Genomic DNA, 11,923 nt, shown 5'->3' with positions numbered 1-11,923 from the left:
ACCGACGGGCTCAGACTACCCCTCATTTAGACCTATATTGCCGAAAATCTATTTAATTTTGATTTTTCACAGCCCTTATTCTTCGATTACTTCTATGCTAAAGCTGTCAAAGGGAATATCCTCCATAAAGGAATCCTCCATAAATACGGTCTTACTTCTTTGTTTAAACTCCTCAATTCGGGCAGGCAGCCAGATGGGAACGGCCAAATCCAGATGCTGACAAATTTCTTCCAGGGCTTTAAAAACTTTCTCGGTTCTACTGCCGGGGCCTTCCTGCCGGGAAACGCAGGAAGCCAATATTTTATTATCCTTCCTCAGGGTACCACTCATACGAAACATAAAAACTTCTTTAAACATCCTTTCTCTATACGGAAACAGAAAAATAAACAAGTCTTTTGACTATAGCTTTTCAAATGAGATAAAGCAATCCCCCAATTTATACTTCCATACAGCAAAAAATATAAATTCCTATAAATCGATATTTCTGAAAGAAGAGGGAAGTGATATTTCTGAAAGAAGAGGGAAGACTCTTTACGGAGACTATCTTTTTTGTTATAAAACCCGTCTTTGACAGTTGTGAAAGAGTCAAGAGCCCATAAACGGTGTAATTACGCCATTTATGAGCTCTTGTTTTCTCTTTGAATTCTAGCAATATTTCTACTTTCTCGTTGCTGTTAAAATCTTTTTTATATCTCTTTGAGATACAATCTCGTAATCCGTTCTAAAACCAAATGTGTCGTGGAGTTTGTCTGTAAGGTCGGTTCGTGTATACTCAGGGATATATCCTTCACCGGGAGCTATCAGCATGTTCATTTCTTTCAGTGTTCTTATAATGCTTTCAGTGGTATAACTCTCACCTAACTTCTTCTCCAGAATGCGATAAAGAATCAGGGCAGTGAAGCAGGTAATAGATGGTCTGATTCTTCGATTTTGATACAGATACTTTCATGACGCAGCCCCTCCATGCGCCCGTTATACCACATATAGCTGAATATAGCCGGTGTATATTTGATAAAATCTGACAAAAAAATACAGGCTTTTCAAGGCCTGATGAGATTTTGGAACTATTTAACTGTCAAACTACCGAGCTGAATAATGGGAACGTGTCTACTTATATTGACTGCTACAGGTTGGAAATCCGAGAATCTAGGTTGACAAACAATCATAAAATATTATAATAAAAACTGACTGAAGTCAGTCAATATATATATATGAGGTAGAATTTATATGGCAAAAACTAAAGAAGAAAGACGCAATGAAATCATTGAGACAGCTGGAAAGCTGTTTGAGGAGAAGGGATATGAGCAGACACAAGTACAGGATATTGTCAATGAAATTGGAGTAGCAAAGGGACTTTTCTATTATTACTTCAAGTCAAAAGATGAAGTAATGGAGGAGCTGGCAGATAGATATGCAGACGCGATAATAGATGCTGTCAATAAGTTGATAGATAAGGATATAAGCACCTTTGACAAAATCAATCGTATTTTTCAAATTTTTATTGATTCGGCAGAAAAAAAGTTTGGCATATTTATGGGAATTCTAAATGTGAAAAACGGTATAACACACGAGAGGATTTTTTTCAATGTTGGGAAAAAAATGGTTCCTCTTGTAACAGAACTTATACTTTCTGGAAATGATAATGGAGAATGCAACTGCAGCGATCCAAATTTTATCACTGAGTTTTTGGTTTCAGGATTGTTTAATATCATGAATCAAATTTCTCCAGATGAGAAGATCGATTATTTGAAGGAAAAACTACCAACGATCAAGACAATGATTCTTAAACTATATAATTTTGCTGAACAGAAGGAGAGCAAATGAGTAGAAATTACGTATACACAGAATTAACAAATGCCATTGAACAGGCGATGCTGGTAGGCGGTCTTGAGTCAGAAAGTACGCAAATATCTCATTTCATTGCTGAGCATGGTGAACGTTTCCATTTTGATTCCTAAAGAAGCATATATTAGAAGCGCTTCCTGCTATTCAAGAAAACAAAATATATACGGGAAGTGATGACGGAGCTCTTGTTAATGCAGCAGTACCTTATGCTATTGATAAGGCGATTAGTGAGGGGAAAATTAAAAAGAATTCGAAAGTACTAATCTATGCTGCCGAAAATACACAATGGCAACATGCTCTAATTTATGTTAAGTGGTAGATTGTATTCTTTACATAGCGAGGTGAATATATTGAAAGCAGTTACATTTGAGAATGTATCAAAGACATATAATGTTGGTGACAGCGAAGTAACGGCACTTGATCATGTTAGCTTAAGCATTGAAGACGAAAGTGTCACTGTGATTTTAGGACCGAGCGGATCTGGAAAGAGTACGATGCTCAATCTTATAGGTGGCATGGATAGAGCCTCATCTGGGTGCATACGGGTGTCAGATACCGATATTTCAAAGCTCAATGAATTTGAACTAACCGAATACAGAAGGAAAAAGATAGGATTTGTTTTCCAGTTTTACAATCTGATACCATCACTTAATGCACTAGAGAATGTCAGTATTGTGGCTAAGATGACGTCACATTCGTTTGACGCAAAGGAAATGATCCGTAGTGTCGGGCTGGAGGATAGATGTCAGCATTTTCCTGATGAACTTTCAGGCGGAGAAATGCAGCGCTTGTCTATCGCGCGTGCCATATGTAAAAATCCGGACATTCTTCTCTGTGATGAGCCAACAGGAGCTCTGGACAGCGCTACAGGAAGGAGTGTACTTCAACTTCTTACGGATATGGCCAGGAAATATAACAAAACCGTAATCATAGTGACGCATAATGCTTCTATTGCGCTATGCGCTAATGAAGTGATACACCTAAAGGACGGTAGGATCGAATTTTCTGAGAAAAATGAAAAACCTTTGAAGGTTGACGAGGTAAACTGGTAATGGGTACACTGTTTCGTAAAATGCTTCGTGACATCTGGCGACTGAAATCTCAGTTCCTGTCGATATTTATCATGTGCGCTCTTGGAATGCTGATATACTCAGGTATCGAGGGAGTATGGAACGGTATGGAGCAGGAAGAGACTGCCTATTTTAAGGATTCAAATCTGGCAGATATCTGGATCAGTGGTCTCGGATTTGACAATGATGATATTGGACAGATCAAAGAGCTTGATGGGATAAACGAAACCCAGCTTTCTGCTGTAGAAAGCGCATATCTGGATAGCGATTCCAATGTCAATATCTGTCTTATATCCAACAAAGACAATAAAATATCAAAGCCTTTATGTATTAACGGAAATGAATATAAGCCAACAGAAGACGGCATCTGGCTGGATAAAGATTATGCAGACAATAAGAAAATCCATGTTGGTGACCAGATTCAGATATACTACGGTGAAAAAAGTCAAAAGTTAGAAGTTAAGGGATTGGTCTACAGCCCTGAGTATATCTGCTATACAGGTTCATCTACATTCATGGTGCCAGATCATTCGAAATATACCTATGGATTCATATCAGCAGATACTCATTCTCAGATAGTCCCTAATGCAGCCTATAATCAGATAAAAATTACTACAAATAATATAACTGACGTGGATTCACTGCGCTTAGATCTGAAAACTATTCTCAATGATAAATATATGATGTGTTATGACAGAACGGAATACACACCTGTATCTTCATACATAAATAAGATCGGGCAGATAAAAAAGATGTCTGTCATGTTTTCACTCGTATTTTTTCTTCTGGCACTCCTTACCATTTACACAACTATGACAAGAATTGTCAGGAAGCAGCGTACACAGATCGGAATATTAAAGGCGCTTGGTTTTCATCCTCTTCAGATCCAGCTACATTATGCTGTTTACGGACTTGTCATCAGTATTCCAGCAGCATTACTGGGCTACGAGCTTGCACCACATACAGTAACCCCTGTCCTTCTTTCTTTGCAGAAAAAGTTTTACAGCATGCCTGAATGGCTGGGGCGTAATTCGTATTATTCAGTAATCCTTATTGTACTGCTTATCACTATCTGTACATTATCTGCCTGGATCTCATGCAGATCTATCGTAGTTGAGGCACCGACTGATTTGCTCCGTGATTCTGGCAGGCAGAGTCAGAAAAAGGTCTTTGCTGAACATTTTAAAGTTCTGTGGAACAGACTGAGCTTTGACTGGAGATGGATCATCCGAGATGCAGGACAGAACAAAGTTCGTACAGCAATAGGAATTGTAGGCGTTTTAGGGAGCATGATGCTTCTGATGGCAAGCTTCGGATTAAAAGACACTATCAACATCGTAAACAGTGAGATTTATGGCAGGCAATACACTTATTATGAAAAGTTAAATCTCAGTATGTCTCCAACAGAGGATGAAGTCAAAAAAATAGAATCTCTTCTGTCAGGCGACTGTCAGTGGGTAAGCGAACAGTTATGTGAGGCGAAAAGCTCAATGTCTGTTCATTCTGAAAGTCTGTTTATTATTGGTCAGGGTTATTTTTTCACGACATATGATACTGATGGAAATGTGCTGGGACTACCTGTTGATGGAATAATTCTATCCAGTTCTTCAGCCAGGGATCTGAATGTGAAAGAAAACGGATTTATCAGCGTACTTATAGCGGGAAAGAGAAATTATCTGAAGGTCTCCCAGATTGCAGATATAAACAGCCCTCAGGGAATATTTATGTCGCAGTCATACTGGGAATCGCTTGGCAATACATTTACAGCCAGCGCATTATTGGCAGATGACAACATGAATCTGGACGATGTGAGGCAGATGTCTGTTATCAAAGATTCAGTCAAGTTGAAGAAACAATACAGTGAGTCCGAGGAATTGCTGGACAGCGTTCAGGGAGTAATCATACTTCTGATTGCAGCAGCCATTCTTCTAAGTGTTGTGATCCAATATAATCTCGGATTATTGAACTTTACAGAAAAATACAGAGAATATGCCACACTTCGTGTTCTCGGCAGCTACAATACAGATATAAAGAGTCTTATCTTTAAAAGCAGCCTGATCCCCATGGTGACAGGGTGGATAATTGGCTCGATTGCTGGATGGTATTTTCTTGGACTATATGTCAGAACAGTCTCAACAACCACGATTTCATATTCACCTCATTTACGATTGATATCATATATAATTGTTTCATTAATCGTCGTAGGCTGCTCTCTTTTAATCCAGCTTATGGTATGCAGGTTAACAGCACATATAGATATGGTCGAATCGTTGAAGTCGGTCGAATAAAATGCTGTCTTAAGAAAAAATAACCGCCGTCTGCGGATATTTAAAATCCGGTGCAAGATTACCGCACCGGGTTAACTGCATAAATCTTTTGTCTCCTGGTTCCCTGCGTTTGGGCAGAATAAATTCTTTCCAGTCTCATGTCACTTAGCTCCCGTCTTTGACAGTTGTGAAAGAGTCAAGAGCCCGTAAACGGCGTAATTACGCCATTTATGAGCTCTTGTTTTCTTTTTATAATCCGGAAACATTCTTCAATCTGCCATCGCTTTTGATTAATACTTATAATCGTTGCCACATCATCTTCCAGGTTTGTACATACGGCATAGAAACCGTCATAACGTTCCTCTATAAATTTCTATAAATCGATATTTCTGAAAGAAGAGTGAAGTGATATTTCTGAAAGAAGAGGGAAGAGTCTTTACGGAGACTATCTTTTTTGTTATAAAAGAATGGATAAGTACTGGAAAATTGCAAAATATTTTCTTTTAGACCAGGAGGCCAATATGGGATTAGAGCAGGAAAATCCGGTTTTATTTTTAGAGCAGGCGAAAGAAGCGGTAAAGCAACTGGAGGACTGTAAGCTCCAAGCGGAATCAGCTTTAGAAAGAGAAAAGCAAGGAAAACTTGACTTTGAGCAGGAGACAGAAGCCCTAAAGCAAAAGATTGAAAAAACGATTCAAGAGCGTAAGAAGGAACTGGAAAGCAGCTATGACCAGCAGCTGTCTCAAAGTGACGGAAAAATCAAAAAGGTTCAAGAGGCCAGAGAAAAGGCTAAAAATAAGGGAATCAAGGAGAGGGTAGCGGAAGAATCCGCCCCTTTGAAGCAGGAAAATGTGGAATTAAAGAGACAGTATCACGGAATTTGCACCAGAGAAGGAGCACCCTTATTCTGCACCACCAAGCTTTTTGCCATTCTCTATAAGCCGGTATCCTTTTCAGAAGTCTTGGGGATGATTTTTCTCTTTTTACTTTTCTTTGGGTCGATTCCTATTTCCATCTATTATTTTCTGGTGCCCCATAGAATTCTGTTTTTGGTAGGAATTTATCTTTTGGATATCCTGATCTTTGGCGGTCTCTATGTCTTTATCGGAAACCGAACCGTTGGGAAGTTTAGAGATGTGGTAAATCAGGGGGCAGAGATTCGAAGGAAGATTAATCGAAACAAGAAACAGATGAAGCGTTTAAAGAAGGAGATTAACAAAGACTCCAATGAATCCCATTATCATCTGGAAGAGTTTGATGATGAACTAAGCCGTTTGAATCAGGAGAGAAACGAAGTGATTGCTCAAAAGCAGAATGCTCTCCATAGCTTTGAAACCGTTAATCAGAATATTATTCGGGATGAGATGGAGAACACGGAGAAAGAGCGTCTTACGACTTTGAAAGATCAATGGCAGCAGGCCTCTCAGGAAAGAAATAGTTTGGAAGGAAAGGCCCAGGAAATTCAGATTTCCATTACCCAAAAATTTGAGCAGTTTATCGGCAAAAAACATTTGAACGAAGAAGACCTGCATCGAATGATTCAATTTTTGCAAGAAGGACAGTGTAAGAGTCTTACAGAGGCGGTTTTAAAGCTGGAAGCACCGGAAGTGGAACCGGTACTTGCTCCTGCCGGTGAAAGTGATTCTGAATAAAAAGAATAGCCGGAAGGAATCAGATTTCGTTTTGGAACTCGAAATATAAAACATTAGAATATTTTGAACTTATTATACAACGAGATATCGCACACTACGCGTGCGATACTCGTTAAGAATAATAGGTCTGAAAGTCTAGGGATTATCAGTACTTCATACGCCCCGACTTTCAGACCTGTATTTTTTAAAAAGTAGTTTACCATTTACGCGCTTTGTTTATTTTAGTTCCGCTTGTTCAAAAGGAATTCCCAGTTCCTTTAAGATTTTCTCCTCTCTATGATGGCAGGTGAAAAGAAGAATCTGGGCAGGGTAAGCTTTTTTCAGATAGCCAATACTGGCTGCCAGCCTTTTTTCGTCATACATGGCAAAGCTGTCATCAAAGAGGAGGGGAAGCAAATCCCTATTTTCCCTTTGCAGTAGGAGTGCCATAGAGAGACGAAGAGCCAAATACAATTGATCAATGGTACCGGTAGAGGCTTGTTCCAAGGGGAAGAAACCTTCTTTGGCATTCACATAGATATGCAGCTGTTCATCAATCCAAAGAGAATCGTAGCGACCTCCTGTAATCTCGGATAGAGCCTTCCCGCAGTCCTCGTTTAAGTGGAAGGCAAAACTTTTTCGGATTTCTCCGGCAATTTGTCGAATACGCTCTTTGGCTTCCAGAAGAGCCTCTCGCTTTTCCTGTAATTTCTCATTTTCCTCTAGAGAGGGACGAATTAAATCCGCCTTATTTTGTAGGATGCCGTATTGGCGTAGGAGTTCTTCCCGCTGCTCTTTTTGTTTTTCTTTGTAGCTTGTTTCCAGCCAAAGTAACTTTTCTTTTTGATAACTTTCTTCCAAAAGAGCTAAGCTTTTTTCCAGTTCTTCCTTTTCTCCCCATTTTTCCAAAAGAGTATTGTAATACTGTAATACCTTTGCCTGGGTATAGGATGAACCTTCTTCACGAAGTTCCTCTTTGCTGCTGTTTTGGAACTGTAGGAAGGTGGAAATGTTTCTCTTGGCCAGAATTTCTTCAAATTCCCGCTTCTCTTGTTTTACCCACCTTTGTTGCTGTGTAAAAATCCTTCTTTGCGATAAAGCCAGAAGAAGGAAGAGTAAAAAAGCACAGAAGAAGGGATACAGGTATGCGGAGAAGCCCATGGAAAAGAAGGGAAATCTGGGCAGAGCAACACTGGTATAGGCATATAGAAAGCTTAGTGTGGTCAAAACAGCAAAGCAAAGGGCGAAGAAGCAGAAGAGGGGATAAAGAAAGATCGAGCTTTTGCCCAGTTCCTTTTCTTCCTGCTCATGACTGAGGTATTGCAGCATTTTCTCCTGTTCCAGCAGAAGCTCCTCTTTGTTGTTTAAGCCCTCCTTTTCCAAAAGAGAGGAGAGTCTGTTCCATTCTTCCCGGGTTTCTTCTATTTCCGCCACTTTCCGCTGTAGCTCCAAAGATTCCTCTTTCAAGATACAGTTCTTTGCTACAGAGCCGTTCTTTTCAAAGGATTCTTCTCCATCTGTTTCCTCTCTATTTGTTGCTTCTATCATCGCCTCTTTCGGAGCTAATCCTTTGATAGATTTTTCCTCTGAAGATTGGGCTTCTTCAGCTTCTAAAAGGGAGAGACTCCTATGGGTATTTTTCACTTCTCCTAAGAGACCGGAGTATCGTTTTGTTGCATCCGGAATCATTTTTTCTCTTAGCCTTGCTTCTTCCTGCTCCAGGTAGTCCAAAGCTGCTTGAGGGTTAAGCTCCACATTGCCGCTTTCTTGGAAATTGGAAAGCATAGCTTGTAATTCATAAACCATTTCCCGCTCGGTGGAAGACTTCAGCTGTCGTATGGATACGGTATTTTTAAAGCTCTCTAAGGAAAATGGGGAAAGGACGGACTGTAAAAAGCTCTCTCCTTCAAATAGCTTTTCCCCTTGGGGGAGAATAGTAATATGGGCTTCTCCTCCCTGTAAAAAGTCCCTTTGTACACAATAGCTTTTCCCCTGATGGGAAAAGGTCAAAGAACCTCCAAAGCCCAGTGCCTTGGAAAAGGGGCGGTATTGGAAAAAGACTTCTTTTTTACTGGCTCCCTTGGGGATACCGTAGAGCATGGCTTGAATAAAGGCATGAATGGTGCTTTTTCCCGCCTCATTTTCTCCGTACAAAATCTGAATGGAAGGGGAGAAGTTCAGGGAATAATCGGAAAATTTCCCAAAGCCATCGATATACAATTTTTCCAGTATCATGACTTTCCTCCTTCCAGAAGGGCGGAAACGCCGTAAAAAAGACTTTGCTTTTCCATAGGGCTTAAGTCCTCCAGATCTTTTTTTAAGTAAGAACGAATAAAGAACCCCAAAATATCCTGTTGATGTTCTTTATATAGAGCATAAAAATCATACTGGGGAAGGGTTTCATCCAAGCATTCTACGATGCGCAGCTCTTTTGGGAATAAACTCGGATCCACCTTGGTTTCCGGATCTCTTTTTCCGCTAAAGCGGATTTTATAAATATTCTGTTTTCCCCGTTCTTCGATTTTTTTTAAGAGTCCCTGCTTCAGTGCTTCCTGCCCCACGCTGGGATCCAGCTGCAAATGAAGGGTAACATATTGAAGGGTGGAAATCGGGAAAAAAGAAAGGCTTTCCAATCTCTTTGTGATGGGGTGAATGCTTCCCAAATATACACCGTGCTCACCGGTATTTTCAGCGCTTAGAGGTTCCGGAGAACCGGGGAAAGCAGCTTTCCCATTGGCAAAAACGCTTCTCTTGCTTTCGCCACCTAAGGCGATATAGGAAAAAGGAAGAGAGGCTAGCGGACTTTCTTTAGCAGCTGTTGCATGCTCACTGTTTTGTGCCTTCTCAAGGGATAAAAATTCTTCGGCCCTTCTTTCGTTCCAAAGCAGGATAGGAATGGCATCTCCGTGTTCCAAAGAAAAGGATTCCGCAGAGGAAAAGGAGAAGTCCTTTTCTTGCATGGCTAAAATCTCCATTTCCGGTTCCGGGAGATAGAATCTACTCTGCTCTTCTGTGAAAACATGTACATTTTCCGAAAAAGAGAAGCTTCGGAGAAAGTAATTTTCTTCCGTCTTTTTGCAAAACAAAAAAACATGACAGAAGGGAATCTTCTGAAAAAGTTTATGCAGGTATTCCAAGTCCTTTTGCAAGGGAGGGAGATGAAAAATCTGTCCCATCAGAAATAAGGCATCTACATTTTCCTGTAAAACCAAATCTACGATTTTTTCTGCGGAATGGAAAAGGGCGTTGGCCCGTTCTCTTCCCCAGGGATGCTGAGCATCCGGAATCATTCCTAAATGTAAATCCGCGGCATGGATAAAACGCATAAGGAATCCTTTCTAAGCTAATTTTAGCCTCCCGGATACCCGAGAGGCAAAAATTTATAATTCACAGTTTCCAACGGTTCTTGGGAAGGGGAGTACATCACGAATATTGCTCATACCGGTAATATACATAACAGCTCGCTCAAAGCCGAGACCGAAACCGCCGTGTCTTGTGGAGCCGTAACGTCTTAAATCCAGATAGAATTCATATTCCTCCAGATCCATCTTAAGCTCCTCCATACGCTTCTTTAATTTCTCATAATCATCTTCTCTTTGAGAACCGCCGATGATTTCTCCGATGCCGGGAACCAGACAATCCACTGCGGCAACGGTCTTTCCGTCCTCGTTCAGCTTCATGTAGAAAGCTTTAATATCCTTCGGATAATCCGTTACGAAGACAGGACGCTTGTAAACTTCTTCGGTGAGGTAACGCTCATGCTCGGTTTGCAGGTCACAGCCCCACTCCACCTTATATTCAAAACGGTCGTTTTGTTTTTGTAAAATTTCTACCGCTTCCGTATACGTTACTCTGGCGAATTCGGACTCTACAATATGATTTAATCTATCCAAAAGACCCTTATCCACGAATTGATTTAAGAATTCCAATTCTTCCGGTGCATTGACTAAAACATACTGAATCACATATTTCAGCATATCCTCCGCAATAAACATGACATCGTCCAGATCTGCGAAGGCCATCTCCGGCTCAATCATCCAGAATTCCGCAGCATGCCTTTGGGTGTTGGACTTCTCCGCTCTGAAGGTAGGTCCGAAGGTATAGATATCTCGGAAGGCCTGGGCAAAGGTTTCTCCGTTTAACTGTCCGGAAACGGTAAGGCTGGTTTTTTTACCGAAGAAATCCTCTCCATATTGCACCTCACCCTTTTCCATAGGAACGGATTCCAAGGGCAGGGTGGTTACCTGGAACATTTCTCCTGCGCCCTCTGTATCGGAGGCTGTGATAATGGGTGTATGCACATAAACGAAGCCTCGCTCCTGGAAGAAGGAGTGAAGGGCGAAAGCTACCTGAGAACGAATACGGAACACCGCCTGGAAGGTATTGGTTCTTGGACGAAGATGCGGAATAGTACGAAGATATTCTAAAGTATGTCTTTTCTTTTGTAAGGGATAACTGGCTTCCGTATCTCCTTCTACTGTAATGGAACTGGCCTGCAACTCAAAGGGCTGCTTCGCCTCCGGTGTAGCTACCAGCTTTCCTTCCACAATTACCGCAGCACCGACACCAAGCTTGGCTGCCTGTGCAAAGTTCTCTAAGCTGTCATGGTAAACAACCTGAAGCGGAGTAAAGAAGGTACCGTCGGAAATCACCAAGAATCCGAAATTCTTGGAGTCTCTGTTGCTTCGCACCCAACCGCTGACCATGACCTCTGTATCCAAATATTCTTCCTGTGATAGGAAAATGTCTCTTAATCCTGTAATTTCCATACTTCCCCCTTTATATAAACAATATTTTTCAGTATATAGGAGGGAGAAAAAATTTTCAAGGAAATACGACGGAAACTCCCGCTAAATTGAGGGCGTAACAATCAAATGAATTTTCTAAGCAATATAGTGAACTTGGGGCACGCTCTTGCTGACTTCGCCTGACTGAGCAGTGGTTTCTGTAAACCACTGCCCTATATTGCCGAAAATTTCTTTTTTGCTTTATAACATTCTTCAATAGGATAGGGAGATTCATAAAAGCCTTTTTCCAAAGAATAAATAACTTTTATACAAAAAATAGAATAGGCTTGAAGTTTTTATGGTAAATATTTCGTAAAATTCGG

9 protein-coding genes and 1 pseudogene are annotated in these 11,923 nt (G+C 40.7%); 5 read left to right on the top strand and 5 right to left on the bottom strand.

Features of this window, described 5'->3' with window-relative positions:
- Positions 1-75 precede the first annotated feature (75 nt).
- Entirely contained in the window at positions 76-339 is a 264-nt protein-coding gene (locus HNQ46_RS07245) for a hypothetical protein (RefSeq protein ID WP_183684099.1), read from the bottom strand.
- Between the two features lie 318 nt (positions 340-657).
- Positions 658-915, bottom strand: a pseudogene (locus HNQ46_RS12390) (IS1634 family transposase); the annotation flags it as partial.
- Between the two features lie 312 nt (positions 916-1,227).
- On the opposite strand from HNQ46_RS12390, the gene HNQ46_RS07240 reads away from it, so the two are divergent.
- The 5 genes from HNQ46_RS07240 (at position 1,228) to HNQ46_RS07220 (ending at position 6,834) form a co-directional block, all read left to right on the top strand.
- Positions 1,228-1,824: a TetR/AcrR family transcriptional regulator gene (locus HNQ46_RS07240; RefSeq protein ID WP_183684098.1), complete on the top strand. Its 597-nt coding sequence runs from the start codon at positions 1,228-1,230 to the stop codon at positions 1,822-1,824.
- Entirely contained in the window at positions 1,821-1,958 is a 138-nt protein-coding gene (locus HNQ46_RS07235) for a hypothetical protein (protein ID WP_183684097.1), read from the top strand. Before HNQ46_RS07240 ends, HNQ46_RS07235 begins: the two co-directional genes overlap by 4 nt.
- 192 nt (positions 1,959-2,150) lie before the next feature.
- On the top strand, positions 2,151-2,897 hold the full coding sequence (locus HNQ46_RS07230) for an ABC transporter ATP-binding protein (protein ID WP_408637136.1): 747 nt from the start codon (positions 2,151-2,153) through the stop codon (positions 2,895-2,897).
- Between the two features lie 125 nt (positions 2,898-3,022).
- On the top strand, positions 3,023-5,203 hold the full coding sequence (locus tag HNQ46_RS07225; protein WP_243155879.1) for an ABC transporter permease: 2,181 nt from the start codon (positions 3,023-3,025) through the stop codon (positions 5,201-5,203).
- Between the two features lie 500 nt (positions 5,204-5,703).
- Positions 5,704-6,834, top strand: coding sequence for a hypothetical protein (locus tag HNQ46_RS07220; RefSeq protein ID WP_183684094.1), 1,131 nt, complete (start codon positions 5,704-5,706; stop codon positions 6,832-6,834).
- Between the two features lie 216 nt (positions 6,835-7,050).
- Here HNQ46_RS07220 and HNQ46_RS07215 read toward each other — a convergent pair whose 3' ends face one another.
- Genes HNQ46_RS07215 through asnS form a run of 3 tightly spaced genes read right to left on the bottom strand, consistent with a single transcriptional unit; the run spans position 7,051 to position 11,582 of the window.
- Positions 7,051-9,048: an ATP-binding protein gene (locus HNQ46_RS07215; protein ID WP_183684093.1), complete on the bottom strand. Its 1,998-nt coding sequence runs from the start codon at positions 9,046-9,048 to the stop codon at positions 7,051-7,053.
- Positions 9,045-10,139 (bottom strand): metallophosphoesterase family protein, encoded by a 1,095-nt coding sequence (locus tag HNQ46_RS07210; protein ID WP_183684092.1) that lies wholly within the window; start codon positions 10,137-10,139, stop codon positions 9,045-9,047. Before HNQ46_RS07210 ends, HNQ46_RS07215 begins: the two co-directional genes overlap by 4 nt.
- 54 nt (positions 10,140-10,193) lie before the next feature.
- Positions 10,194-11,582 carry an asparagine--tRNA ligase gene (asnS, locus tag HNQ46_RS07205; RefSeq protein WP_007156445.1) on the bottom strand — a complete coding sequence of 463 codons (1,389 nt, stop codon included), beginning with the start codon at positions 11,580-11,582 and terminating at the stop codon, positions 10,194-10,196.
- Positions 11,583-11,923 lie beyond the last annotated feature (341 nt).

The organism is Oribacterium sinus (genome assembly GCF_014202695.1).
GTDB classification, from domain to species: Bacteria; Bacillota; Clostridia; order Lachnospirales; family Lachnospiraceae; genus Oribacterium; species Oribacterium sinus.
The sequence above is the reverse complement of the archived record's forward strand: the minus strand, read 5'-3'. Positions and strand labels throughout refer to the sequence as shown.

Excerpts from the sequence above, each read along its gene's own strand:
- HNQ46_RS07235 (WP_183684097.1), top strand. The coding sequence starts at position 1,821 with ATGAGTAGAAATTACGTATACACAGAATTAACAAATGCCATTGAACAG.
- HNQ46_RS07245 (WP_183684099.1), bottom strand. The coding sequence starts at position 339 with ATGTTTCGTATGAGTGGTACCCTGAGGAAGGATAATAAAATATTGGCT.
- HNQ46_RS07215 (WP_183684093.1), bottom strand. The coding sequence starts at position 9,048 with ATGATACTGGAAAAATTGTATATCGATGGCTTTGGGAAATTTTCCGAT.
- HNQ46_RS07225 (WP_243155879.1), top strand. The coding sequence starts at position 3,023 with ATGGAGCAGGAAGAGACTGCCTATTTTAAGGATTCAAATCTGGCAGAT.
- HNQ46_RS07210 (WP_183684092.1), bottom strand. The coding sequence starts at position 10,139 with ATGCGTTTTATCCATGCCGCGGATTTACATTTAGGAATGATTCCGGAT.
- HNQ46_RS07220 (WP_183684094.1), top strand. The coding sequence starts at position 5,704 with ATGGGATTAGAGCAGGAAAATCCGGTTTTATTTTTAGAGCAGGCGAAA.
- asnS (WP_007156445.1), bottom strand. The coding sequence starts at position 11,582 with ATGGAAATTACAGGATTAAGAGACATTTTCCTATCACAGGAAGAATAT.
- HNQ46_RS07230 (WP_408637136.1), top strand. The coding sequence starts at position 2,151 with ATGTTAAGTGGTAGATTGTATTCTTTACATAGCGAGGTGAATATATTG.
- HNQ46_RS07240 (WP_183684098.1), top strand. The coding sequence starts at position 1,228 with ATGGCAAAAACTAAAGAAGAAAGACGCAATGAAATCATTGAGACAGCT.